This is a genomic window from Guptibacillus sedimenti, assembly GCF_028610665.1.
Taxonomy (GTDB): Bacteria; Bacillota; Bacilli; order Bacillales; family Guptibacillaceae; genus Guptibacillus; species Guptibacillus sedimenti.
Genome location: NZ_JAQQWV010000003.1, coordinates 352165 through 378882, shown reverse-complemented (window position 1 = coordinate 378882; position 26718 = coordinate 352165). Strand labels below are relative to the sequence as shown.

Genomic DNA, 26718 nt, shown 5'->3' with positions numbered 1-26718 from the left:
TGCTAGTCACCTGTGGTGGATGAGGTGAATATTGTAGAGCATCTAATAAACGAGGTGATACAATGTTAGCTTGTCATCCTGCAATAGGTTACACAGCAATCGGTGACTCTATTACATTAGGAACGGGGACCTTGTTGTTTTCTCCAACTTTTGTAGATTTTTATAAAAATGAATTACAATGTTCCATAAGAAAAAAGGTGAATGTAAGTGTTTTTGCTGAAAATGGAGCGACGACGTCGGAAGTGAAAAAATGGCTTGCTTGCTCGAAGATCGACCTGGGACAAACGGAAATCGTAACTTTAACAGCTGGTGGAAATGACCTTATCGATGCGGCTGAATCTTACGCGATAACGGAAAAAGATACTGTGTTGGATGATGCTTTAAAGGTTTGCTGCCAAAATATGAGCTGGATTGTGTCCTATTTGTCTTATGCTCTTAAGCAGTCAGATGGAAAAGCGATGATACGAATTGTTAACTTGTATAATCCTATTCCTACTATTCCTTTTTCAGATTACTGGGTAAAGCAGTTCAACCGTCATATTGACAAATGTTCCACTGGAGAGTTGGTGAGAGTGGCTAATGTCTTTCCCGTTTTTAAAGGGAGAGAAAAGCAATTGTTAGCTTCAGATTGTATCCACCCGAACACGCATGGACATAAAGAAATTTCAAATGTACTTATGAAAACAGGAATTACTTTATAAATGTTTAATTAATTGGAAGCAAGGGTAAATTTTTGTGTTAATAAATTATAGAAATTACTAGGGAGGAACATATGGTACAACATTCGATTCAGTTAAGCGAATTACGAGAACAATTGCTTCATTCCTTTGAGGCTACACGCGCAATGACAAATACATTAGTGGAACCGCTTGAGACGGAGGATTTCACTATCCAATCAATTCCCGATGTAAGTCCTCCCAAATGGCATATGGCCCACACGACTTGGTTTTTTGAAACGTTTATTTTAAAACAGTATAAAGAAAATTATGAGTCTTTTCATAAAGAATTTGACTATTTATTTAACTCGTACTATGAAAGTGTTGGAAGTTACTTTCCGCGTCATTCAAGGGGATTATTAAGTAGACCAAGTATAGATAAAGTAAGAAGCTATCGTTCGGATATCAATGAAGAAATAGTGAACTTAATTCAACAACTCGATGAAGGACATCTTCATCAAGTTGCAGATCTCGTTGAAATTGGACTAAATCATGAACAGCAACACCAAGAACTTTTAATGACAGATATTAAATATAATTTCTCCGTTAATCCGTTGTACCCTGTATACCGTCCACTTGATGACGAACCTACAGCAAAAGCGACACCGTTAGAATGGGTGTCATTCGAGGGTGGACTTATTGAAACGGGTATGGATGAAGATGACGGCTTTTCTTTTGACAATGAACGACCAGTACATAAGGTATGGCTTGAACCATTTAAGTTAGCGACAAGAACTGTGACGAACGGAGAATACATGGAATTTATAAATGCTGGAGGCTATGACCAGGCTGCCTACTGGCTGTCTGATGGTTGGGCAACTGTGAAGAATGAAAATTGGAAAGCGCCATTGCATTGGATCGAAAAAGATGGTGAGTGGTATGTGTTTACACTTCATGGACTAGTGCCGATTAATAAAGAAGAGCCCGTTACCCACGTTAGCTATTACGAAGCCGAAGCCTATGCAAGTTTTGTAGGAAAGCGCCTACCTTCAGAATCAGAATGGGAAGTTGCAGTAAGGGATCAGCCGATCGCTGGTAATTTTGTAGAGGATGGTCACTATCATCCGGTTGCATCAGTGAAAGAAGAAGAAGGTAACATTAAAAAAGCTTATGGAGATGTATGGGAATGGACGAAAAGTCCTTATATGCCATATCCAGGTAATAAACCTCTTGAGGGTGCATTAGGTGAATATAATGCCAAATTCATGAGTAGCCAAATGATTTTACGAGGAGGATCATGCGTTACTTCGCAAACACATATCCGTCCGACATATCGTAATTTCTTTGGTCCTGAAAAACGCTGGCAATTTACAGGCATTCGTCTTGCAGATGACGTGGAATAACAGGGGGGATTTTAGCCTGATTTACTGAGTTTCTAGATATGATAGGATTCGACCTCTTGAAGCTTTAAGTTCTTAATGCTGAAATATCGTAATCTTCCTTACAGACATTAGAAGATTATTTCGATATAATTGTCACTGAAGATAAAGATAGAAGGAGCGATGGATGTGAAAAAAATAGAAACGGCTGATTCTTATCAGTCTTTCATTAACGATAAAGAGGTATCCATACTAAAATACGAAGCAAACTGGTGTCCTGATTGCAAACGTCTTGATTTTTTTATTGATGACATCATTAATGTTAATCAAGATAAGTCCTGGGCTCAAATTGACATTGAACAGTTTCCTGAAATTACAGAAGAAAATAATGTAATGGGTATTCCTAGCTTACTCGTTTATAAAGATGGGAAGAAAATTGGTCACTTGCATAGTGCAAATACAAAAAATCCCGATCAAGTGAAAGAATATCTAAGTCAGTTTTAATAATAAGAGAAGGTTGCATATGCAACCTTCTCTTATTTTGTAAGTACATATTCAACTGAGCCATCGTTAAGTGAATGAACGAAAGCAATTGAGTAGCCGATGCTAAGATAAATCGATAGCGTTTCGGTACATGAAGGATGGAGGGGCTCAGTTGGTGCGTAAAGACTTTTGTAGAGTGCAGTTGTTTGATTGGAGAATGGTGAACAGTGGAGAAGTACAACATGTTTTCCACTCCAAGCAGTCCCGATTTGATGTCGTCTCATGAAACTCTTCCTTTAGGGTATTTTTAGTTATTTTTCAATCACCTGCAAAAATGAGAAGCTACTCGATTTAGATGGAGAGATTCAATTTGTTGATAGGAGTATCATATGATTCATGCATGTTGAATGATATGATTACGACATTATTTTAAAAATATTTTGAATTTTTTCTACGTAGCTGGTATATTAGTAACATATACCGGCAAACTTCTATTGTAAATTTGTAAATTCTTTAAAAATATGTAGGTTTTCTAGGAAAATAGTCGGTGCATGTCATTTCTTAATTCTCCAGATAAGGGCAAACCATTCTAAAGAATGGGACGCAAAGACACAGGTCTAATGTTGGGTCACCAACGATGACGGCTGGTCCTCCTGGAAACCCGATAAGGAGGAGAAAAGAATGACCATGGCAGAGATTAAGCCTAAGAAAGTACTTGATCAAGAATGGGTTATTCTAATGAGGGCTGCCCGGGAGCTTGGGTTACAAAAGGAAGAGGTAAGGTCATTTCTAAGACAAGATAAAAAACCAACATCCACGAATGTACATAAATGATGAGCGACCAGTAAGGTCGTTTTTTTCTGGCTTAATCCTTGACTTTAGGTGAACATTTTTTGTATCATATGTCATATCAATCTCATACATAACCATACTAACTATGAAGGACAAATAGTAATCAGATAAACCTCATTGAAGCGATTCGGGGATGGTGCGAGCCCGAATAAGGTCTGATGAAACGGCGGTCTGGAGTTTACGTTCTGAAAGTGGATGCATGATATGCATCAACTAGGGTGGAACCGCGGGTGCATAAGCTCTCGTCCCTGGACATTTATTGTCCATGGAGCGAGAGCTTTTTATATTGATTGAAAAAAGGAGAGAATAACATGACAATTTCTATGGAACAGATCGTATCTGTATCAAAGCACAGAGGATTTATTTTTCCAGGGTCTGATATTTACGGAGGACTCGCAAATACGTGGGACTATGGTCCGCTTGGCGTAGAATTAAAAAACAATATTAAAGGAGCATGGTGGAAGAAATTTGTTCAAGAATCGCCATACAATAGTGGCCTAGATGCTGCCATATTGATGAACCCAAAAACTTGGGAAGCTTCTGGTCACCTAGGTAACTTTAATGATCCTTTAATTGATTGCAAAAGTTGTAAAACAAGACACCGTGCTGACAAGTTAATTGAAGACGCTCTATCAACAGAAGAAGATGAAATGATTGCTGACGGCCTTTCATTTGAAGAAATGGAACGACTTATTAAAAACAACAACATTACATGTCCCGAATGTGGTAGTGAAGACTTTACAGAAATACGACAGTTTGATTTAATGTTTAAAACACATCAGGGTGTAACGAAATCAAGCACAAATGAAATTTACCTTCGACCGGAAACGGCGCAGGGGATTTTTGTTAACTTTAAAAATGTACAACGTTCGATGCGTAAAAAAGTACCTTTTGGTATTGCGCAAATAGGAAAGAGCTTCCGAAACGAAATCACACCTGGTAACTTTACGTTCCGGACTCGCGAATTTGAACAAATGGAGCTTGAATTTTTCTGTAAACCTGGTGATGAACTAGAATGGCATGACTATTGGAAAGAGTATTGCAAAAACTGGTTGCTGAATCTTGGGGTAAGTGAGGATAGCATTCGATTACGTGAGCATGCGGAAGATGAGCTTTCACATTATAGTAATGCAACAACTGATATTGAGTATAAATTCCCGTTTGGCTGGGGTGAGCTATGGGGTGTTGCTTCAAGAACAGATTACGATCTGAAGCAGCATATGGAACACTCAAATGAAGATTTTACTTATCATGATCAGCAAACGGGTGAAAAGTATGTACCATATTGTATCGAGCCTTCACTCGGTGCAGATCGTGTGACGCTTGCCTTTTTGATTGAAGCATATGAAGAACAAGAGCTTGAAGATGGCACTTCAAGAAGTGTGATGCACTTCCATCCGGCGATTGCGCCATTTAAAGCAGCCGTCTTCCCACTTTCTAAAAAACTTTCTGAAGAAGCGCGTGCCGTTCATGCTGAGCTATCTAAATACTTTATGGTTGATTATGACGAAGCTGGTTCAATTGGTAAACGTTACCGTCGCCATGATGAAATTGGTACACCATACGCGATTACGTTTGATTTTGATTCTGTAGAAGATCAGCAAGTAACGATCCGTGATCGTGATACGATGGAACAAAAAAGAATGCCGATTTCAGAACTGAAAAGCTTTCTTGAAGAAAAAACACAATTTTAATTAAAGTAGCCGCTCGTGTACGAGCGGCTTTTCTTTACTAATGAGGAGAGTGAGTGAAAGGTGAGAATACTTTGGGATTTTGATGGGACATTATTTGATACATACCCAGCGTTTACAAAAGTGATGAAACAGTTAGTCTCCTCTGAGATATCGGAAGATGAGATATTAAGAGAGTTGAAAGTTTCCTTTCATCATGCAACAGAAGTGTTTCAATTAACTGAGGAGCAGATTACAGCATTTCGCAAAAAAGATAATGCCCTTTCACCTGACGACAAACCACCATTTAGAGGATTAAAAACGATTCTGGAAAAAGCCGAGTTAAATGTGATCATGACACATAAACCACGTGCTGAAGTAATTGCTATTTTAAAGCATTTTGATATGGAACATTATTTTGCTGATCTCGTAGCAGGTGACGATGGTTTTCCACGAAAGCCCGATCCTGCTTCGTACCATCATTTGAACGATCAATACCATTTGGACCTTGCAGTAGGGGATCGTCTGCTGGATATTCTTCCTGCAAAAGAAGTTGGAATGAAAACATGTCTCTTTCAAAATGACTCTCCAGGAGCCGATTTTTATGTGACAAATTATCATGATCTAAATGAAATGCTTTGGCCTTCTAATTAATAATAATCAAGTAGTTGATCCCCCTTGTGTTCATATGTGATAATACACATATGAACACAAGGGGGATGTTTTGGTTGGATAAAAAACTTCGGTTTATACTGATTACATTTTTGCTAGGTGTTTTTCTAGGTGCTCTTGATTCAGGCATCGTATCTCCTGCGTTAACCACTCTTATAGAAGATCTAGGAATTGACTTAAAATGGACGGTTTGGGTAGTAACGATTTATACGCTTGTCTATGCAGTAAGCATGCCAATTGTAGGGAAACTTGCTGATTTATTTGGGAGAAAGCGAATTTTCCTAACTGGTATTACGTTATTTGCCATTGGTTCTGTAATCGCTGGATTTAGTCAGTCACTTTCCTTTCTCCTTGTTGGTCGAGCGGTTCAAGCTCTCGGTGGTGGTGGCATTATCCCTATTGCAAATGCCGTAATCGGAAGCAGCTTTCCAAAGGAGAAACGGGGCATGGCACTCGGTTTTGTTGGAGCTATGTTTGGAATAGCGACGATTCTTGGACCAAATGTAGGAGGTTTTTTCGTTGCTCAGTTTAGTTGGAGATGGATATTCTTCATTAACGTCCCTATTGCACTTATTATCATCATAATGGGCTTAAAACTTCCCGATGATCGAAAAGAGACAAAAAAACCTTCACTTGATTGGGGCGGAGCTGGTGTATTATCTTTTGTTATCATAAGTCTTCTACTTGGATTAACGAATCTTGATACAAATGAATTTGCGCAGTCGATCCAATCGCTCATGGTTTGGCCGCTTTTACTAATTAGTGTTGTTTTTATTTATCCACTTATTCGAGTGGAAAAAGCTGCAAAAGACCCGATTCTTAAATTAAGTTACTTTAAAGACCGCAATATCGTGTTAGCTTTACTCATTTCAATGATTACAGGTATTGGCATAATTAGTATGATTTTTGTTCCTTCATTCTCAGAAATCATATTACTGCTGTCCAGAGGTCAAGGTGGGTACGTTATGACAATTCTGGCAGTAGCATCTGGTTTTGCTGCTCCTATAGGTGGAGTACTTCTCGACAAGTGGGGTGCAAAACAAGTTGTATTACTTGGCTTTTCATTAAGTCTTCTTGGTTCACTTTCTTTTGTTTATATAGCAGATGGATGGATCACACTATCTCTTGGGATGATTCTATCTGGTATAGGGATAGGATTCACTATGGGAACACCCTTAAATTATATTATTCTTGAGTTAACACCTGATCATGAAGCAGGATCAGCTCTATCTCTCGTAAGTTTGTTTAGATCGGTAGGTACTTCACTTGGCCCTGTTATTCTTGCTGGTTTTATCGCTATGTCAAGAGCAACATTTAGCGGAAGCAAAATGTCTGAAGCGATCAGAGATGTGATTTTATCCGGCTATCAACATATGTACCTTGCTGCCTCCGTTATTTTCTTGATTGGTCTTATACTCGGAGTCTTTCTGAAGATGCCTCCCAAGTCTTCCAACGTTCATAATTCATAGGAAATGGTAGGTTCGCTAGATTTTTTCCTTCATTAAAATAGCTTGCAAAAAGCCAGATCTGAACACGTATGCTCGATCTGGCTTTTTTTATTGCCCAAACCTGTTAAGAACTTCATAGAAGTGTTTAAGAAATTCGAAAAACTTTCTTTCTGAAGGGGCTAGTTCTCTTCCTTGAGGAATAATGACGCCCACAGTCCTTGTCACGTTTGGCTCTGATAATTCAATTTTTACTGTTTCACCAGGTAACTGTTCTGAAAGTGTTATTTCAGGTAAGAGACTTACACCTAATCCTGCTGCTACAAGCCCCTTAATCGTATCAATGTCTTCCCCTTCAAATGCAATTCGAGGTTTAAAACCAACCTGCTGACATGCTGATGTAACTAGATGATGAAGCGCATATCCTGAACGAAATAGAACAAAGGGTTCATTCTTCAATTGTCCTAGTCTCAACATTGGATAATCTGCTAACTCGTGTGAGATTGGTAAAAGAGCGAGTAGTTTTTCAGTGAAAAAAATGTGGCCTTCAACATCTGTTCGATCTTTTGGTACTGGAGATACGAACGCAATATCGATTTCTCCTTTGCTGACAGCGTCCGTTAGATCTTGCACAGATCCTTGCCTTAATTGAAATCCAACGCTTGGATGCTCTTTACGAAATGCTGATATAACAGTAGGTAGCGTTTTGGCGGCTAAACTGTTCGGAAAGCCGATGCGGATTGTTCCGGTGTCTGGATTTAGAAATTCGTAGACGGCTTGTCTCGCACGTTCAATTTCTGAAATGGCCGTCTCGGCGTGATCCATAAATATTTGTCCAACTTGAGTTAATTTTACGTTTCTCCCTTCCCGAATAAATAATTGTACGCCAAGTTCCGATTCAAGATTGGCAATTTGTCGACTTACAGCTGATTGAGCAACGTGAAGAGAAGTAGCTGCTGCTGTAACATGTTCTCTTTTTGCAACTTCCATAAAATAATATAACTGCCTAAGTTCCATAAAAAAGCAATCTCCCTTTTGATTCATATCAATAATAGATTAATTATATCTAAATTATATATTGGAAGCATTGGTTAAAGCAATGTACAATGAGTGTAGAATATTTAAACAATTTCGACGTTATGGCGTTAAAGCGAGAAACCATAATGAATTGGGATAAGAGCGAGGAGTGGGAATATGGATAGAACAAACTTTCCAGAGAAACAGGGATTATATGATCCAATTCATGAGCATGACGCTTGTGGCATCGGACTGATTGCCAATATAAATAATGTACCAGCGCATGACATTATTGAAAAAGGAGTCTATATGCTACGCCAGCTAGATCATCGCGGAGGGCAGGGAAGCGATCCTGACACGGGTGACGGTGCCGGCATTATGCTACAGATTCCACACGAATTTTTCCAAAAGCACTCTGGGTTTAACCTCCCGAATAAAGGGGAGTACGGTGTCGGAATGATGTTCCTACCCGTTGATAATCAGCTGAGACAGCGCGCAAAACAAATTGTTGAAAAAGCAATCGAGGAAGCAGGCCAAGAGTTTATTGGCTGGAGAACCGTTCCTGTAGATGAAACAACAATTGGAGAAGCTGCATGTATTGCTCAGCCTGTCATTCGACAGGTCTTTATTAAGAAAAGCGATATTTCTGCTGAAGAATTTGAACGTAAATTGTACGTCATTCGTAAAAAAGCAGAGAAGCAAGTATCTCAAGATTCACAGCTATCAAAGACAAAGTATTACGCAGCTAGTTTCTCGAAAGATACGATTGTTTATAAAGGGATGCTTACACCAGAACAGCTTGATCAATTTTATTTGGATTTAAAAGATCCAAGTTTTAAATCTGCTTTTTCAATGGTGCATTCACGTTTCAGTACAAATACTTTTCCAAGTTGGGATCGGGCGCATCCAAACCGTTACCTCATTCATAATGGAGAGATTAATACGCTTCGAGGGAATGTAAACTGGATGAGAGCAAGAGAAGGTGCTATTCAGTCAGATGTCTTTGGAGACGACATGAAAGAAATTGCTCCAATCGTACGACCAAACGGGAGTGATTCTTCATCATTAGATAACTGTCTTGAATTTTTAAATCTTTCAGGTCGTTCGCTACCCCATGCGGCAATGATGATGATACCAGAACCGTGGGATCGTGATGCAACGATGCTTGATCCTAAAAAAGCCTTTTATGAATACCATAGTACATTAATGGAACCATGGGACGGACCGACAGCGATCGCGTTTACGAACGGGCGTCAAATCGGAGCGATGCTTGATCGAAATGGATTGCGACCTGCCCGATACGTGATCACAAACGACGATACGTTTATTCTTTCATCCGAAGTTGGTGTCATTGAAATTGATGAAGAGAAAATAGTGGAAAAAGGCCGCTTAAGCCCTGGCAAAATGCTTCTATTAGATCTTGAAGAAAAACGACTTGTGTATGATGAAGAGATTAAAACACAAATCGCAACAGACAAACCGTACCGTAAATGGTTAGATGAAAATTTAATGAGCTTGTCTCCTGAAGCAAGTAAAACGAGAGAAATTGATCAGAAAGAGCTCATTAAAACGCAAAGAGCCTTCGGTTACACATATGAAGAGTTAACGAAGAATATTGCACCAATGGTAACAGAGAAGAAAGATCCAATTGGATCAATGGGGAACGATGTCCCTCTTGCTGTTCTTTCTGAGCGACCGCAGCTATTGTTTAACTACTTTAAGCAACTGTTTGCTCAAGTTACGAATCCACCGATCGATTCCATTCGTGAAGAATCGGTTACTTCAACAATGACGTTGCTTGGACCAGAGGGCAACTTGCTTGAAACGGATCCAGGAAGTGCTAGAAGAATTCGACTTGAAACACCGATTCTTACCGATAGTCGTTTTGAAGCGATTAAAGCATTGGATGAAGAGGACTTTCATCCAGAAACATTAAGTTTGCTGTTTGATGCAGCTCGTGGTGAAACGGAAATGGAACATGCTTTACTAGCACTGTTCCGAAAAGCTGATCGTGCCATTAAAAACGGTAAAAGCATCCTTGTTCTTTCAGATTTAGGAATTAACCGTGATAAAGCAGCAATTCCATCATTACTTGCTTTAAGTGGTCTTCATCATCACTTAATTAAGAGAGAAACGCGTACGAAAGTTAGTTTAATTGTTGAAACGGGTGAGGCTAGGGATGTTCATCAGTTTGCCATGCTAACTGGATATGGGGCTGACGCTATTTATCCTTATGCCGCTTACGATTCAATTAACCAGATGATTTTGGACGGCACCATTGAAGGATTTACGTTCGATGAGGCGATTGAGAACTACATTGAGGCTGCCACAACTGGTATCGTTAAAGTAATGTCAAAAATGGGTATTTCAACGATCCAAAGCTATCGTGGTGCTCAAATCTTCGAAGCAATCGGTGTAAGCAACGAAGTGATCGATCGTTATTTTGCTGGTACCGCTTCGCAAATTGACGGCATTCCAATCGATATTATTGCGACAGAGACGTTGATGAGACATCATTTTGCTTATCATGATTCTGAATATAGTGATTTAACGCTTGAAACAGGAAGCGAACTTCAGTGGAGGAATGGAGGAGAGCATCACTCTTTCAATCCGAAAACAATTCATACGCTACAACACGCTGCTAGAAGTAATAGTTATGAATTATATAAAAAATTCTCTGGTATGGCGCTTGAAGAGAATTTAACTTATCTTAGACAGGCGATTGATTTTGGATCGAAAGAAGCCATTTCAATTGATGAGGTTGAAAGCGTTGAATCCATTACACGCCGATTTAAGACGGGCGCAATGAGCTACGGCGCTCTAAGTGGTGAGGCTCACGAAGCTCTCGCAATTGCGATGAACCGCATTGGAGGACGAAGCAATAGCGGTGAAGGTGGAGAAGATCCTTCTCGTTTTACGCCAGATGAAAATGGGGATCTTCGTCGAAGTGCGATTAAACAGGTCGCTTCTGGTCGCTTTGGCGTATCAAGCTATTACTTAAGCAATGCAGATGAAATTCAAATTAAAATGGCTCAAGGCGCTAAGCCGGGCGAGGGTGGTCAGTTACCTGGTAAGAAAGTATATCCTTGGATTGCCGAAGTTCGTGGCTCTACGCCAGGAGTCGGATTGATTTCACCACCACCGCACCATGATATTTATTCAATTGAGGATCTTGCCCAACTTATCCATGATTTGAAAAATGCAAATCCATCTGCACGAATCAACGTAAAGCTCGTTTCAAAAGCAGGCGTTGGTACGATTGCTGCAGGAGTTGCGAAAGGGCTGGCAGATGTGATTCTCATTAGCGGATATGAGGGTGGAACAGGAGCATCGCCAAGAACGAGTATTAAACACGCGGGTCTTCCATGGGAACTTGGCTTAGCTGAAACGCATCAAACGCTCGTATTGAATGATCTTCGTGATCGCGTGGTTCTTGAAGCGGATGGAAAAATGATGACCGGTCGTGATGTTGTGATGGCAGCGATTCTTGGTGCTGAAGAATTTGGGTTTTCAACTGCACCGCTTGTTGTTCTTGGATGTATTTTAATGAGAGCTTGTCATTTGGATACATGTCCAGTTGGTGTAGCAACTCAAAATCCTGAACTTCGCAAGAAATTTATGGGTAACCCAGATCATGTGGTTAATTATATGCAGTTTATTGCTCAAGAAGTTCGAGAAATCATGGCTGAACTTGGCTTTAGAACAATTGAAGAAATGATTGGTCGTACCGATGTACTGAAAGTAAGTCGTCGTACAAAAGACCATTGGAAAGCAAGATATCTTGATCTTAAACCGCTTCTTTATCAGCCGCATGTATCCGATGAAGTCGGTAGATTCAACCAGCGGAAGCAGGATCATAAACTAGATGCTGCGCTTGATAATACCTCAATCATACCTGCAGCACTTGGAGCGCTTGAGGAGCAAAAACCTTTTGAAGGCTCTTACGTTATTCGCAATACAAACCGCGTTGCTGGTGCGCTATTAGGACATGAGATTACTAAGCGTTATGGTGCTGATGGACTTCCAGAAGACATGATTCGCCTGCATTTTAAAGGGTCTGCTGGTCAAAGTTTCGGAGCATTCGTACCTAACGGGGTGACAATGCAGTTAGAAGGCGATGCAAACGACTATGTTGGAAAAGGATTATCAGGCGGTAAGCTCATTATTCATCCATCCGCTAAAGCAGGGTTTGCTAGAGACGAAAATACAATCGTTGGAAACGTTGCTTTTTATGGAGCAACTTCAGGTGAAGCATATATCAGTGGGCTTGCAGGAGAACGTTTCTGTGTAAGAAACAGTGGTGCAAAAGCGGTTGTAGAAGGAATTGGCGACAATGGATGTGAATACATGACGGGTGGCCGTGTCGTTGTGCTTGGTGAGACTGGAAAGAACTTTGCAGCCGGTATGTCTGGAGGAATTGCCTATGTTCTATCAGATGATCAAGAAGCATTTAAACGCAATGTTAATGCTGAAATGGTCCATGTTGAAACATTGAGCAACTATGAAGAGATTCTTGAAGTAAAGCATATGATTCAACAGCATGCTTACTTTACTGATAGTCCAAAAGCCATTCGTTTTATTCAAAACTGGAATGAAGTTGTAGGGAAGATCGTGAAGATAATTCCTAAAGAATTTAAGAGAATTACAGAATCATTAGAAGAGCTTAAAGAACAAGGCTATAAAGACGATGACGCAGCATATGAAGTGTTCCAACAGGCAAAGAACGGTGAAGTAAAGCCACGTAAAAGTGATCTGGAGCCGGTATAAGGGGAGGTATTCGATTGGGTAAGCCAACAGGATTTTTAGACTATCCTAGAGAAAAAGCACGTGAAAGAGATCTATCAACACGACTGAAAGATTGGGGAGAATACCAACTCCCTCAATCTGAAGAAAACTTGAAAACGCAGGGGGCACGCTGCATGGATTGCGGCACGCCCTTCTGCCACTCAGGAATAGAATTAAATGGCAGTGCATCAGGTTGTCCGCTCTATAATCTTATTCCAGAATGGAATCATCTTGTTTATCAAGGGAAATGGAAAGACGCGCTAGATCGGCTGCTTAAAACGAATAACTTTCCAGAATTCACTGGTCGAGTATGTCCGGCCCCATGCGAAGGTGCCTGCGTAGCAGCGATTCCTGACGATGCAGTTGCGATTAAAAGCATTGAAAAAGAAATTATTGACCGCGGTTTTGCAGAAGGATGGATGACACCTCAGCCTCCTAAAAATCGTACGGGGAAAAAGATTGCCATCGTAGGATCAGGTCCCGCAGGCTTAGCTGCCGCTGATCAGCTGAATAAAGCAGGACACTCCGTTACAGTATATGAACGTGATGATCGTATTGGCGGTTTATTGATGTACGGCATTCCTAACATGAAGCTAGATAAAGAGTTGGTAGAGCGCCGTGTAAAACTTCTTGCTGATGAAGGCGTAACCTTTGTTACGAATACAGAAATCGGTAAAGATGTGACACAAGCTGAGCTTCGTGATGAACATGACGCGGTGATTCTTTGTACGGGAGCTCAAAAGCACCGTGACCTTCCAATTGAAGGACGTAAGCTTGGAGGAATCCATTATGCAATGGATTACTTAAAGCAAAATACAAAGAGTTTGTTAGATTCTGAGCTTCAAGATAAGAAGTATGTTTCAGCAGAAGGAAAAAATGTTATTGTAATTGGTGGTGGAGATACAGGGGCGGACTGTGTTGCTACAGCACTTCGACACGGATGCAAAAGTGTCCATCAATTTGGTAAACATCCGCAGCTAACAGCTGATCGAATGATCGATAACCCTTGGCCAGAATTCCCGAAAGTTTTTACTCTTGATTATGCTTATGAAGAGGCTCAAGCAGAGTACGGTGAAGACCCTCGTCAATATTCCATCATGACGAAAAAATTCGTTGGTGATGAGAATGGTCAAGTAAAAGAGCTACACACGGTTACGATCGAAAAACATGTTGATAAAAGAGGGAATGTGTTCATGAAAGAACTCCCTGGAACAGAACAAGTTTGGCCAGTTGAACTTGTCTTAATTGCAATTGGCTTCACTGGACCTGAGGAAGGTGTTCTTGAGCATTTTGAAGTCGATCAAGATAACCGTAAACGAGCGAAGGCAGAATTTGAAGATTATCGTACAAATGTAGACGGTGTGTTTGCAGCGGGTGATGTTCGTAGAGGACAGAGCCTTATCGTATGGGCAATCAATGAAGGACGCGGAGTAGCTCGTGAGACGGATCGCTATTTAATGAACAAAACGGTTATGCCTTAATAACAAGAAAAGCACTCCAGCGGAGTGCTTTTCGGTTTGTTACGAAGAACGATCTTTCGTGTGGATGATGGCGAGCACAAGAGCGGAAAAGCTGACCATTAACGATAGGGCCTCAAATACGCTAAGCATCACATCACTCCTTTACAAATAGAATGTCACTTACAGGGGTTGTCCTATACGCAAAAAAGCGAAGTATTTGACAGAATGTCTGGAATCAAATACACTTAAATCAAATATCTCGAATTAAAGGTATTTATCATTTTCAAATTAGATGATTAAGATAATTACAATGCGGGAACCTTCTAAAATGGATGTAACAATGAAAAGGAGACTTATAACTTATGAAGCACACAACAGGAATACACCATATTACAGCAATCGTAGGAAACCCTCAGGAAAATGTCGACTTTTATAGCGGGGTTTTGGGGCTACGCCTCGTTAAAAAAACAGTGAATTTTGATGACCCAGGAACGTATCACCTTTATTTCGGAAACGAAGAAGGAGCACCAGGTACAATTATGACGTTCTTCCCCTGGTCGAACGCTCATGATGGTGAAATTGGTTCTGGCCAAGTAGGCGTAACAAGCTTCGTAGTTCCAACAGGTAGCCTATCATTCTGGAAAAAACGCCTGGACAAGTTAAATGTAGAAAACGGTGAGATGACTCGCTTTGGTGAGAAGGTTCTTGCTTTTGATGATCCTCATGGCTTGCATCTAGAGCTGGTTGAACGAGAAGAAGGTGAACCTAATACTTGGAGTTTTGGCGGTGTTAGTACGAAACATGCAATCAAAGGATTTGCTGGTGCAACGCTATTAACAGGAAAACCAGATTCAACTATGACGGTTCTTGAAGAAGTTCTCGGTTTTATCCGTGTTGCGGAAGAAGAGGATTTCGTTCGGTTCAAATCAAGTGCTTCTATTGGTAATACGATCGATGTTAAGAAAACACCAATGGTTTCTGGAAGAATGGGGTCAGGGACAGTCCACCATATTGCATTCCGTGCAAATGACTTCAATGATCATGAGGAATGGAGAAATTTACTCGATGAAAAAGAGTATGGTCCTACACCAGTCGTTGATCGTCAATATTTTAATGCCATCTACTTTAGAGAAGAAGGCGGAATACTTTTCGAAATTGCAACAGATCCTCCAGGATTTGCAAAAGATGAAGACCCTGATGAAATGGGGAAAAAGCTTCTTCTACCACCATGGCTTGAGGAAAAGCGTCCTGAGATTGAACGTGTTTTAGAGCCTGCAAATGCAAGAGTGCTTGAGGGTGACAAATAGTGAAACACATTTTCAAACAAGGAAAAAAGGATCTTCCCGTATTACTCTTACTTCATGGGACGGGGGGAACAGAAGAAGATTTGGTTCCTCTAGCTGAGCTTATTGCGCCAGAGCACTCGATTCTAAGTGTGAGAGGAAATGTTTCAGAAAATGGGATGCCGCGGTTTTTTAAACGATTAGCAGAGGGCGTTTTTGATGAGGCAGATTTAATTGAGAGAACGCATGAGTTAAATGCTTTCATTGATGAATCCGCAAAAAATTATAACTTCGATCGTAATCATGTTATTGCCATAGGCTATTCAAATGGTGCTAACATAGCCGGAAGTTTGCTTTTCCATGACCGAAACGCACTTAGAGGCGCTATTCTTCATCACCCGATGGTGCCACTGCGAAATCTGAAGCTACCTAATCTTTCTGGAAAGCCTATCTTCATAGGCGCAGGAGAGAATGATGCAATTTGCTCTCCTGAGGAAACGAAAGAACTTTATGAAATGCTCTCTCATGCTGGGGCGGATGTAGAGGTCCATTGGGAAAGTGCTGGACATCAATTAACAAGGTCTGAAGCTGAAACAGCGGCAGATTGGTTTCATAAGCATTTTAAATAGCGGAACGAATGCTTTATCGTATCCTCAATAATAAAAAAGCAAGCATCAAAGTCGCATAACTTTGTTGCTTGCTTTTTTGGTATACCAGTTTAAGTACTTTTCTTTTCATCGCGATCGATTACGGCAGCTCCGATAATGTCTCCTAGTACGTTTGAAGCTGTGCCAGCCATACCGATTAGTACGTCAACACCTGCGATGAGAGCGACGATTTCTAATGGTAAATTAAACATCGTTAAAACAGCTGATAGTGTCACTAAGCCAGCAGCTGGAATGCCCGCTGTTCCTATAGATAAAAGAGTGCCAATCGCAACGATGATCACATAATCCATAATCGAGAAGTTTAACCCTGTTACATTTGCAGCAAATACAATCGAGGCTCCCATTCTTAATGCCCCTCCATCAGAGTTAAACACGGCTCCAATCGGTAAAGAAAAGTTCACAATTCGCTCTGAAATACCAGCTTTTTTTGCAGAGTCAATGGCTATCGGAAGAGAAGCGATACTACTTGATGTGAAAAAGGCTGTAAGATAAGCATCCTTCGTTTGAGAGAAGAAGTGTCGAATACTCAACTTTGAGTATTTTAGAAAAGAAGTATAAATCAGTGCCCACAACAATAGAACACCTAAGTAAAACACCCCTGTAAAAGCGATGAGTGACTGGAAGGTTTGAAAGCCTTGATTACCGAACGATGTTGCGCTGATCGCAAAAATACCAATTGGAGCATAAAGCAAAATTCCCTGTAATAGCAAGAAGAACAAGTCATTTGTAGATGAGAATAGACGATGGAGCCTTTCACCTGATTCCCGCAGATCTTTTTTGTCGGAATAACGCATTTTTCCCATCGTTAATCCGATGATCACAGCGAGAAAGAGAATGCCCATTAGCTGGCCAGAAGAAAAAGTTTCAAAAAGGTTACTAGGCACAATGTTAAGAAGTACATCAGAAAACCCTGGTGTATCTGGCTTTTCTACTTTAGCATCTGGAAGGGTTAAGCCAGAACCGGGGTTAATCCATAAAGCGATTGTGACCCCTATTAATACAGCGGCGGCTGTCGTTAATCCGTAATACACGAGCAGCTTGCCGCCAAGCCTACTAAGGTGTTTCGGATTCATTTGATTAATTGCGAGCACTACTGTTAAGAATATGACTGGAATTGCGACAAGGTTAAGCAAGTTGATCAAAATGGTGCCAAGTGGTTTAATAATTTCAATACTTGATCCAAAAAGAATACCTGTTACTATACCTAATAGAAAGCCAAGGGTCATTTTTAATACAAAAGAAGAATTTTTATACGATTGCCACATTACCTGCATGGTTACACCTCTTATTAAATAGTGTTATTAGTATAACAGCTAGAAAGGAAATTGTTTAGAAGTTATGTTTCCTTTTATAATAAAATATATTTACAAAAGGTTATTTATCATTGCATATTTAGATTGTGCTTGTTTTTTAAATAGCTTTTTAAGACATTTATATATTGTTTTAATAGTTTTTTAGAATAGTATTTTTGAATAGCCTATTCCTCAATTATTTTGCTTTTGAAGGCACATGGTATACTAATTAAGAAGGAATTAGAAGGAGTTTAGAAGAATGATTTTTACAACTGCAGGTAGACCAACTGAAGCGCTAGTGAGAGAAGCGAAAAGACTGAGCCGCTTACACAAAGGCACATACATACCAAGGGAAAAACGATCGATTAGCCAACTTATGAATCTATGTGATGAACCACTTATAGTTGTTGGATTTGATCGCCTTTTTCTATATAAAGATCATGCAGAAAAGCCTGTTTTCTTCCATCCGAATTCAGCCATGTTTCGTACTAAAGCTCTCTTACGTGGACGCAGCGATGCGTTCATTCAGGCGAGCGGACTTAATAAAGGTATGAGTTTGTTAGACTGTACTGCGGGTCTGGGAGCTGACAGCATTGTTGCGAGCCTTGTTGTAGGAGAAGCTGGAAGTGTTCAAGCAATCGAAGGGTCAGACCATGCTCTTATACTTCAAGAGGGACTAAAAAATTGGCAAAGTGGCGAGGCAAAGATCGATAATGCTATGAGGAGAGTAGCCGTGATAGGGAACAGGTATGAAGCGATTTTACCGAATTTACCTGATAATTCAGTAGATGTGGTTTATTTTGACCCAATGTTTGAAGATACCATACTAGAATCTGATGGGGTACTAGAAATGAAAAAGATAGCCCTATACGATGCGCTATCTGAGGAAATGATAAAAGAAGCAAAACGAATTGCTCGTAAAAAAGTTGTTTTAAAAGATTCGTGGAAAAGTTCACAGTTTCAAAAGTTTGGCTTTCAACAGCAAATTCGAAAAACATCCAAATTTCATTACGGAATCCTTGAATGTAAGGAGTGAAGCAATTTGTTACCAGATCACTTAGATTATGATTTAAAAATCCTATTTATCGGTTTCAATCCTGGGCTTCAATCAGAAAAAGTTGGCCATCACTATGCGAATCCTACAAATCGTTTTTTTGCTGTATTAAATGAGGCGGGACTGACTGACCGGAAGCTCTCACCAGAAGAAGATCATAGACTTTTAGAATATGGATATGGATTAACGAATATTGTTGATCGTCCAACAAGAGGAGCGAGTGACTTAACTATTGAAGATTATATCCAAGGAAGAAAACATCTTTTAAAAAAAATCGCAATGTATATGCCATTAGTAAACTGCTATGTCGGGAAAGGAGTATATCAGAAATTATCTGGTATAAAAAAGGTTGATTGGGGATTTCAGCCGATTAATCAAGTGGAGGGTGTTCGCGACTATGTTGCACCATCTACAAGCGGATTAGTTAGGATGTCTCTTAAGGAATTAACTGAAATTTATCGTCAATTAAAAGTGGATAACGTCAATTAGGAGGTAATGGGTATGTCGAATAGAAATAAGAGTACTGAGAGAAAAAACTTGCTACCTGAACATAAGGAAGAATTACTTCGCAAATTAAAAGAGCGCTTTGAAAAACATATGCAGCGTCATACTGATCTTGAATGGGCAGGTGTACGATCAAAACTTGAGGAAAATCCAGATAAACTATGGACTTTAAATGAAATGGAAATGACGCAAGGAGAGCCAGATGTTGTAGGTTATCTTAAAGAAAGTGACGAATACATTTTCTATGATTGTTCGACCGAGAGTCCTAAGGGCCGCAGAAGTGTTTGTTACGATCGAAAAGCTTTAGAGTCCAGAAAAAAATTTAAGCCTGAGAATAACGCTATGGACATGGTAACATCCATGGGTGCTGAGCTATTAACTGAAAAGCAGTATTGCGAATTGCAAACGCTTGGTAATTTCGATGTAAAAACGTCGAGTTGGGTGCAAACTCCCGCTGATGTGAGAGAACTCGGGGGTGCTCTTTTTTGTGATCGTCGCTACGGTCGTGTGTTTGTTTATCACAATGGTGCAGAATCTTATTATGCTGCCAGAGGCTTTCGCTGCTCACTTAAGGTGTAATAATGATTTGGACTTAGTAAACCTCTTCTATCAATTTCAGTTTAAATGTAATGTAAGCGCTATTGTGAGGTTAACTTGAACGGAGGATAAGATGAACCAGGGGACTTTTTTCATACAGGAACGCATGGCAACTCATAACGTAATTGGTATAAGTTTAGCGGTTGTTAACAACTGCAAAATAAGTCGTACCGAATGTTTCGGTTTATTAGAAGCAGATTCAACTAAGAGAGTAGACACTTCTTCTCTTTTTAATGCGTGTTCTGTTAGTAAGTTTCTTACGTCAGTACTTGTAATGACTTTAGTGGAAAAAGGAAATCTTGATTTAGATAGAGATGTAAATGAATTTCTAACTTCCTGGAAGCTTCCAAACAAATTATTTATGAATCACAAGGTGACACTTCGTTACTTACTTAGTCATCAATCAGGAATAATAGACCCTATTGGTAGTTTTGGTCAGCTTGATCAAATTGATACGGATCCTCCATCCATGGTCGAACTTCTTAAAGGAAGAACAGTCTATTGTAAAGAACCTATTCAGGTAAAATACAAACCTGGCAGTGACTTTCAGTATTCTGATGCTGGATTTTGCACCATTGAACAAGTAGTAGAAGATGTGACGGGTATGAATTTTAATGAAGTTATGAACGACTTCATTTTTAAACCATTAAACATGACTCGTAGCACCACAGATTTCACCAGGTTAACAGCCTTTAGTGGAGAAATTGCTTCTGGGCATCATAAAACGGGTGAAATAGTTAAAGAAAACGATACGATTTATCCATATGCAGCTGCATCTGGTCTTTGGACCACCCCCACAGATTTATCTTTAATTATGGTGGATCTCTTGAAGTCTATGAAAAATGAAAGCAGAATAGGACTATCAGCAAGTAGTGCCATGGAGATAATGAGTTCGTATGGTGATAGAGAGTGGACGGGATTAGGTGTATTTCTAGAACGCTCAGGTAGACGTTTCAAAGTTTTTTCTCTTGGATGGGGAGTTGGTTTTCAATGTATGATGGCACTCTACCCAAAATTAGAAAATGGAGTAATTATTATGACAAATACAGATTTAGGTGTACATCAAGATGAAGGCATTATAGGGGACATCATTCGATCACTTACACTCGAATAATAGTTAGGTCAAGGTGTCGACTATTTAGTCATAAGTCTTTAACTGTGAATGAAAAACGGTCCCCATCTTATAGGATAAGATGGGGACCGTTCTCTTATTATACATATCGTAGCAATAACCGCTTTAACAATGGTGTTAAATACGCGGGTATTTCATTTGCGGAAGGAATGACAAGACTTTGTGTCCCGTATATATTTCGCATCGTATTTTTTTCTTTTTCTTGTGGTTCTCCATTTGATAAAAAGACACCGATTACTTCATAGCCTTTTTTTCGTGTCTGAATAACGGCTTCATGTGTATCGATGATGCCATTTTCACTATAATCGTAAGCAGAAGGCTCTCCGTCTGTAAAGACGAGCAAGATTTTATGTTTTTCATTTCGTTCAGCTAATTCTTCAGCAGCTTTTCGAATCGCATAACCATCCCGATTGTCTTCTTCAGGCTCCAATTGCATTATTTTTGCACCTTCATTGGGTTGAGTCGAGCGATTATAGTCGACGATTTTGAAAAGGGTATTTGGCTGTTCCTCGTCATCTGCATCGAAAGCATCTTCATAGAAGCCAGTGATCGAGTGTTTAATGTTGAGTCCTTTTAACGTCTCGTGGAAAAGTGTAATCCCAAGGCGTGTTTCTTCCATTTTATCGTACATTGATGCCGAACAATCGACAAGTAACGAGAAGGTGACATCTAGCTCTTTACTAGGCGCATTCTTTTTATAAAAGAGACGAGGATTTTCGTCTGTTAATAATCTAAGCAGCTTGCGATTCAATCGACCAAAATGAAGATCACTTCTTGGGGCAATTTGTTTTTGCTCGATCGTTTTTTGGATCGCAGAGCGAAGTGACTTTTCAGCATATTGAATTTCAGCTTTCGCAGTTCGATAATTCGATCGCTCTTCAGAAGTAGGTTTGTCAGCTTGACGAATCACTTCCTTCACGTTTCGATTCGCTTCCCCTAGGGGATCCTGCGCTCCTGCGACAGCTTTTGTATCATGGCTTTCAAGAATGGCCTCTTCATCAAATTGACTGCCTTCTGATTGCTTTGAAGCACCTTGCACACTGACAAAGGCTTGATCACCGGATTCTTCTTTTCGTTCTCCTTCACCGATCAGATCGGATTTTGCCCCTTCTTCCAGGTCAAATTGAAGGAAATTGGAGCCTTCTTGTTCCTGTTCTTCATGCCACGTATTCATTTCTTCATCATACGTTTCTTTATCTTCTTTATCCGTCGTTTCCATTGTATCGTCACTTTTCAACTGACGAGCTTCTTCATCCTCTGCTACTACCGAGGGATTTGCAGATGACCCATACATCGTTAAATATTCTGTTGTCATATCGAAATGATCATCATTGAGCTCCTTACAAAAAGCGTTTGCGAGCGTAACGACGTCTTTTGTTGAACTCGCTTTAGAAATCTCCATAATTAAATGGCGCAAATAGGGCTTATATTCTGCCAGGTCATTTCCAAGAGCAACTGGTTTACCGATCGCTTGAAGGTAGATCGCGCAAAACAAAGCATCAAGCAGCTGATGCTGACGATTATGAACGTCAAGACGACCTCGGAAACGCTTTTGAAATAGCGTTCGTCTTGTATCAAAAGCAGCACTCATTCCAGGACGGACATTCATACAAATCTTCTCAAGTCTGACATCTTCTAATAACGCAAACAACTGTTTACGAAAAAGAGGATGTGATTGGTTTTTAAGAATAGAGAGATAACGATCTACTTCATTGAAATTTGTATAATGAACATTACCAAGTGCACGAAGGTAGATATCACTTTTCATGCCATCAAATTGTGTGCCATCAAAAATATCATTCCAATAATGACTGACCGTAATCAAATTTTCAGCTGGTCTGTAATAAGAATGGAAAGCAAACTGAACTTCACTCTCTATGTGACTCAGTGTTTCAGCGAGATCAGATAAACTTAGATGAAGAAAAGGATCAGTCTGATTCTCGGCAAAGTTTAGAAACTTCATTTATGCTTTCTCCTGATAACGTCCAAAAATCGTTTCTGCGATGTTTTCCACTGCCGCTTTTTCACGCTCATCTTCAAGCTTATCTGTAATCGCACGTTTAATCGCACGTCTCGCTTCCATATAGGTTGTTAAGTCACACGCATCTAGGAGTGAACGAGGAGAGGCGGCTTCTTCTGAAATCTGGCCATCTCTTACTTTTGATTGAAGGTCAGCAGATAGTGTCACAAACTGATCAAGCTGATCTGAGTCGTCTAGAAGCGACTGTTCACTTAACATTTCTTTTAAAGCTTCCCCTTGTAAGTAAGGCACTTCTATTACGATAAAGCGATTTTTTAATGCCTCATTTAACGGTGCTGTTCCAATATATCCTTCATTAATCGCAGCAATAACACCAAAGTTCTCTTTTGCACGAACCGTTTCTCCAGTGAAAGGGTTGAGCACCATGCGTCGATAGTCAAGAACACCATTTAGAATAGGAAGTGTTTCTGCTTTCGCTGTATTTATTTCATCAATATAGAGAAGTTCACCGTTTTTCATCGCATTTTCCACTGGCCCAGGAACAAATGTAATATGCGCATTGTTTTGTTCGTCATAACTTAGCGTTTTGTACCCTAGAAGCGCTTCAGCATCTAAATCAACGGAACAGTTAATTGAGTACATAGGTTGGTTAAAGAAATAGCTAATTAATTCGGCTAGTTTTGTTTTACCAGCTCCTGTTGGTCCTTTTAGCAAAACATTCTTCCCTAGAATTAGAGCTGTTACGGCATCTTTTACAATTGACATGTCCGGTGCTGTGTATCCTTTTGAACCAATTAGGTAGTGGTCCGGGTTTGTATTTGCATCGCGTCGGTCTTCAATACGATTCTGTATTTTATCTGGAATATCAAACGTTTCATATAATTGCATCTGTCATACCTCCGAGTTTCAAATTCACATCTATTCAAAAGTTAACTATAACGGAAAAAAACAGTCTCTGTCTAATGAAAGTCGTTCGGATGTCAACGTCAATCATTTTACCGAGCGGAATAGATGAGCTATACTAGTTCTAGCAAGTAGGCCTAAGAAAGAAGGGGGCATAAGAAATGAAGCCTATTCAAATAGAAAAAGTACAAGAAATTCTTGAAACATTTGAAAACAAAGAGCTGTATTTTCACTTAGAAACGACGAGTGGAGCCTATGCTGCTCAAGATAAAGAAAAGCTTGCGGTTGGAGCTTACATAAGAAACGGCTCAATTAAATTCACCAATGTAAAAATGGCTGGTAGCGGTCCATTTCGCGTTGGGTTTAAATTAAATGACGGCTGGATGTATGCGGAAGGCTTAACGGATTATCAGTTGGACGATGGTCGCCTATTAATGGCGGGTCATGATTCGAGCGGCCGTTTAGCTGTAGCCGTACAACTAAGCTATACACCATTCGACTAAGGAGGTAACGATGATGGAGAAACAAGTCCTAGTTGTTTTCCCGCACCCGGATGATGAAGCTTTCGGAACTGCAGGGCTAATAACGAAATTTGTAAATGATGGCGTGCCTGTCACTTATGCATGTGCAACGCTAGGAGAAATGGGACGTAATATGGGAAACCCATTCTTTGCAACAAGAGAAACCCTTCCAGAAGTACGTAAGAAAGAATTGCAGGATGCTTGCAATGCAATGGGGGTAAAGGACCTTCGCATGCTTGGCTTCCGTGATAAAACGCTCGAATTTGAAGATCCTGAACTGCTAGTTTCAACGATAGCGAAGCTCGTTGATGAATTGAAGCCGTCGTTAATCATTACATTTTATCCAGAATACGGTATCCATCCCGATCATGATGCCTGTTCGGCTGCTGTCATAGAGACGTTAAAACGTATGCCGAAAGAAGACCGTCCAACGGTTTATGCATTGCCAATTACTCCGGATCGCGAAGCAGTACTTGGTAAGCCAGATAAAACATTTGATGTAACGGATGTGTTAGAAACGAAGATTAAAACAATTGAAGCTCACCGTTCCCAAACGGAGGCTATGGTGGCGAGACTTGAAGACGGCTCTATGGATCCTAACTCCGAAATGATGTCGTTCATTAAGCAAGAATCCTTCTGGATCTACCCATTTGATGAATAAGTTCTGAAGCGTTCATATCTATTCCGAACAGAACGTGATATAATTTGCACTATAATATGATAGATGGAGGAATACGACCTAAATGATTACAGTTACAGATGTCGGCTTACGATATGGTGATCGTAAGCTTTTTGAAGATGTTAATATTAAATTTACTCCAGGAAACTGTTATGGGCTAATTGGTGCGAATGGCGCAGGTAAGTCAACGTTTCTTAAGATTTTATCAGGTGAAATTGAACCGCAAACAGGCGATGTTCACATGGGACCTGGTGAACGACTAGCGGTCCTAAAGCAGAACCATTTTGAATACGAAGAGTATGAAGTGCTAAACACCGTTATTATGGGTCACGCTCGTCTTCATGAAGTTATGCAGGAAAAGAATGCGATCTACATGAAAGAGGACTTCTCTGATGAAGATGGTATGAAAGCTGCTGAACTTGAAGGTGAATTTGCTGACCTAAACGGGTGGGAAGCTGAGTCTGATGCAGCCGTATTGCTGAAAGGTCTTGGAATTTCAGAAGATCTTCATTACAAGAAGCTCGCAGATCTTACCGGTTCTGAGAAAGTAAAAGTTCTACTTGCACAGGCACTATTTGGTTCCCCAGATATTCTTCTTCTGGATGAGCCTACGAACAACTTGGATCTTTCTGCGATTCAATGGCTAGAAGAGTTTCTTATTAACTTTGAAAACACCGTTATCGTTGTATCCCATGACCGTCACTTCTTAAACAAAGTATGTACGCACATGGCTGACCTTGATTACGGTAAAATTCAAGTGTATGTAGGTAACTACGATTTCTGGTATGAATCAAGCCAGCTTGCTCGTACGATGAAAGAAGATGCGAACAAGAAGAAGGAAGAGAAAGTGAAAGAACTTCAAGCGTTTATTCAGCGTTTTAGCGCGAACGCGTCGAAGTCCAAACAAGCGACATCTCGTAAAAAACTTCTTGATAAGATTACGCTTGATGATATTAAGCCATCGTCAAGAAAGTATCCTTACGTAGCCTTCACACCAAACCGTGACATTGGAAACGATGTTCTTCACGTCGAAGGTTTAACAAAAACGATTGATGGTGTAAAAGTTCTTGATAACGTGAGCTTTATGCTCAATAAAGATGATAAAGTGGCACTTGTAGGTCGTAATGAAATTGCGAATACAGCGCTCATTAAAATCTTGATGGGTGAAATGGAAGCAGATAGCGGTACGTTCAAGTGGGGCGTAACGACTTCTCAAGCTTATTTCCCTAAAGATAACTCGGAATACTTTGAAGGCGTCGATACAAACCTTGTTAACTGGCTTCGTCAATACTCTCCAGAAGATCAGAGTGAAAGCTTCCTTCGCGGTTTCCTAGGAAGAATGCTTTTCTCAGGAGAAGAAGTGTTGAAGAAAGCAAGCGTCCTTTCTGGTGGAGAAAAGGTACGTTGTATGCTTTCGAAAATGATGCTAAGTGGTGCAAACGTTCTTGTACTTGACGATCCAACAAACCACCTGGATCTTGAATCAATTACAGCACTCAACAATGGTCTTATGAACTTCAAAGGGGCAATGATCTTTACATCTCATGACCACCAGTTCATTCAAACGATCGCAAACAGAGTCATTGAAGTGACACCTAAAGGGATCATCGATAAAGAAGCGACGTATGATGAGTACCTTGAAAACACTGAGCTACAAGCAAAAGCACAGGCAATGTATAACTAAT

Annotated in this window: 24 protein-coding genes and 1 riboswitch; of the genes, 18 read left to right on the top strand and 6 right to left on the bottom strand. The window is 40.1% G+C overall.

Annotated features, from left to right (window positions below):
* The first annotated feature begins 62 nt into the window (after positions 1-62).
* From PQ578_RS16290 to PQ578_RS16280, 3 genes are all read left to right on the top strand, one after another.
* The gene (locus PQ578_RS16290; RefSeq protein WP_273835462.1) at positions 63-701 is read left to right on the top strand and encodes an SGNH/GDSL hydrolase family protein; all 639 of its coding nucleotides are present in this window, start codon (positions 63-65) and stop codon (positions 699-701) included.
* A 71-nt stretch (positions 702-772) separates the two neighbouring features.
* The gene (gene egtB / locus PQ578_RS16285; RefSeq protein WP_273835461.1) at positions 773-2059 is read left to right on the top strand and encodes an ergothioneine biosynthesis protein EgtB; all 1287 of its coding nucleotides are present in this window, start codon (positions 773-775) and stop codon (positions 2057-2059) included.
* Positions 2060-2218: 159 nt separating this feature from the next.
* Entirely contained in the window at positions 2219-2539 is a 321-nt protein-coding gene (locus PQ578_RS16280; protein WP_273835531.1) for a thioredoxin family protein, read from the top strand.
* A 32-nt stretch (positions 2540-2571) separates the two neighbouring features.
* Here PQ578_RS16280 and PQ578_RS16275 read toward each other — a convergent pair whose 3' ends face one another.
* Complete coding sequence (locus tag PQ578_RS16275) at positions 2572-2802, bottom strand: hypothetical protein (protein WP_273835460.1); 231 nt, start codon at positions 2800-2802, stop codon at positions 2572-2574.
* A 284-nt stretch (positions 2803-3086) separates the two neighbouring features.
* Positions 3087-3175, top strand: a riboswitch (cyclic di-GMP riboswitch).
* Positions 3176-3199: 24 nt separating this feature from the next.
* Here PQ578_RS16275 and PQ578_RS16270 point away from each other — a divergent pair.
* From PQ578_RS16270 to PQ578_RS16255, 4 genes are all read left to right on the top strand, one after another.
* Positions 3200-3352, top strand: coding sequence for an anti-repressor SinI family protein (locus tag PQ578_RS16270; RefSeq protein ID WP_240904116.1), 153 nt, complete (start codon positions 3200-3202; stop codon positions 3350-3352).
* Between the two features lie 329 nt (positions 3353-3681).
* On the top strand, positions 3682-5064 hold the full coding sequence (locus tag PQ578_RS16265; protein WP_273835459.1) for a glycine--tRNA ligase: 1383 nt from the start codon (positions 3682-3684) through the stop codon (positions 5062-5064).
* A 60-nt stretch (positions 5065-5124) separates the two neighbouring features.
* Complete coding sequence (locus tag PQ578_RS16260) at positions 5125-5694, top strand: HAD-IA family hydrolase (protein ID WP_273835458.1); 570 nt, start codon at positions 5125-5127, stop codon at positions 5692-5694.
* Positions 5695-5768: 74 nt separating this feature from the next.
* Positions 5769-7181, top strand: a complete 1413-nt coding sequence (locus tag PQ578_RS16255; RefSeq protein ID WP_273835457.1) for an MFS transporter — start codon at positions 5769-5771, stop codon at positions 7179-7181.
* 87 nt (positions 7182-7268) lie between these two features.
* On the opposite strand, the gene gltC is transcribed toward PQ578_RS16255, so the two are convergent.
* Positions 7269-8174: a glutamate biosynthesis transcriptional regulator GltC gene (gltC, locus tag PQ578_RS16250; protein ID WP_098443642.1), complete on the bottom strand. Its 906-nt coding sequence runs from the start codon at positions 8172-8174 to the stop codon at positions 7269-7271.
* A 177-nt stretch (positions 8175-8351) separates the two neighbouring features.
* On the opposite strand from gltC, the gene gltB reads away from it, so the two are divergent.
* Positions 8352-12941, top strand: coding sequence for a glutamate synthase large subunit (gene gltB, locus PQ578_RS16245; RefSeq protein ID WP_273835456.1), 4590 nt, complete (start codon positions 8352-8354; stop codon positions 12939-12941).
* 14 nt (positions 12942-12955) lie between these two features.
* A complete protein-coding gene (locus PQ578_RS16240; protein ID WP_165995707.1) occupies positions 12956-14440 on the top strand; it encodes a glutamate synthase subunit beta in 1485 nt (494 codons plus the stop codon).
* 39 nt (positions 14441-14479) lie between these two features.
* On the opposite strand, the gene PQ578_RS16235 is transcribed toward PQ578_RS16240, so the two are convergent.
* The gene (locus PQ578_RS16235) at positions 14480-14569 is read right to left on the bottom strand and encodes a putative holin-like toxin (protein WP_224880206.1); all 90 of its coding nucleotides are present in this window, start codon (positions 14567-14569) and stop codon (positions 14480-14482) included.
* 212 nt (positions 14570-14781) lie between these two features.
* Here PQ578_RS16235 and PQ578_RS16230 point away from each other — a divergent pair, with 212 nt between their 5' ends.
* Positions 14782-15726: a ring-cleaving dioxygenase gene (locus PQ578_RS16230; protein ID WP_273835455.1), complete on the top strand. Its 945-nt coding sequence runs from the start codon at positions 14782-14784 to the stop codon at positions 15724-15726.
* A complete protein-coding gene (locus tag PQ578_RS16225; RefSeq protein WP_273835454.1) occupies positions 15726-16331 on the top strand; it encodes an alpha/beta hydrolase in 606 nt (201 codons plus the stop codon). The genes PQ578_RS16230 and PQ578_RS16225 overlap by 1 nt, the downstream gene beginning before the upstream one ends.
* 89 nt (positions 16332-16420) lie before the next feature.
* Here PQ578_RS16225 and PQ578_RS16220 read toward each other — a convergent pair whose 3' ends face one another.
* On the bottom strand, positions 16421-17644 hold the full coding sequence (locus PQ578_RS16220; RefSeq protein ID WP_273835451.1) for a dicarboxylate/amino acid:cation symporter: 1224 nt from the start codon (positions 17642-17644) through the stop codon (positions 16421-16423).
* A gap of 277 nt (positions 17645-17921) precedes the next feature.
* On the opposite strand from PQ578_RS16220, the gene PQ578_RS16215 reads away from it, so the two are divergent.
* The 4 genes from PQ578_RS16215 to PQ578_RS16200 all read left to right on the top strand — a co-directional run bounded on the left by PQ578_RS16215 (position 17922) and on the right by PQ578_RS16200 (position 20931).
* The gene (locus PQ578_RS16215) at positions 17922-18698 is read left to right on the top strand and encodes a class I SAM-dependent methyltransferase (protein ID WP_273835450.1); all 777 of its coding nucleotides are present in this window, start codon (positions 17922-17924) and stop codon (positions 18696-18698) included.
* A gap of 6 nt (positions 18699-18704) precedes the next feature.
* On the top strand, positions 18705-19205 hold the full coding sequence (locus PQ578_RS16210) for a mismatch-specific DNA-glycosylase (protein WP_273835448.1): 501 nt from the start codon (positions 18705-18707) through the stop codon (positions 19203-19205).
* A 12-nt stretch (positions 19206-19217) separates the two neighbouring features.
* Complete coding sequence (locus PQ578_RS16205) at positions 19218-19799, top strand: DUF4256 domain-containing protein (protein WP_273835447.1); 582 nt, start codon at positions 19218-19220, stop codon at positions 19797-19799.
* A gap of 91 nt (positions 19800-19890) precedes the next feature.
* The gene (locus tag PQ578_RS16200) at positions 19891-20931 is read left to right on the top strand and encodes a serine hydrolase domain-containing protein (protein ID WP_273835446.1); all 1041 of its coding nucleotides are present in this window, start codon (positions 19891-19893) and stop codon (positions 20929-20931) included.
* Positions 20932-21028: 97 nt separating this feature from the next.
* Here the strand turns inward: PQ578_RS16200 and PQ578_RS16195 are convergent, their stop codons facing one another.
* The gene (locus PQ578_RS16195) at positions 21029-22912 is read right to left on the bottom strand and encodes a vWA domain-containing protein (protein ID WP_273835445.1); all 1884 of its coding nucleotides are present in this window, start codon (positions 22910-22912) and stop codon (positions 21029-21031) included.
* A complete protein-coding gene (locus tag PQ578_RS16190; protein WP_273835444.1) occupies positions 22913-23818 on the bottom strand; it encodes an ATP-binding protein in 906 nt (301 codons plus the stop codon). It lies immediately after the preceding gene.
* Between the two features lie 176 nt (positions 23819-23994).
* Between PQ578_RS16190 and PQ578_RS16185 the strand changes: the two genes are divergently transcribed.
* The 3 genes from PQ578_RS16185 to PQ578_RS16175 all read left to right on the top strand — a co-directional run bounded on the left by PQ578_RS16185 (position 23995) and on the right by PQ578_RS16175 (position 26717).
* Positions 23995-24336 (top strand): YojF family protein, encoded by a 342-nt coding sequence (locus tag PQ578_RS16185; protein WP_160919492.1) that lies wholly within the window; start codon positions 23995-23997, stop codon positions 24334-24336.
* A gap of 13 nt (positions 24337-24349) precedes the next feature.
* Complete coding sequence (gene bshB2, locus PQ578_RS16180) at positions 24350-25015, top strand: bacillithiol biosynthesis deacetylase BshB2 (RefSeq protein ID WP_224880228.1); 666 nt, start codon at positions 24350-24352, stop codon at positions 25013-25015.
* A gap of 82 nt (positions 25016-25097) precedes the next feature.
* Positions 25098-26717: an ABC-F family ATP-binding cassette domain-containing protein gene (locus PQ578_RS16175; protein ID WP_098443656.1), complete on the top strand. Its 1620-nt coding sequence runs from the start codon at positions 25098-25100 to the stop codon at positions 26715-26717.
* Position 26718: the final 1 nt, after the last annotated feature.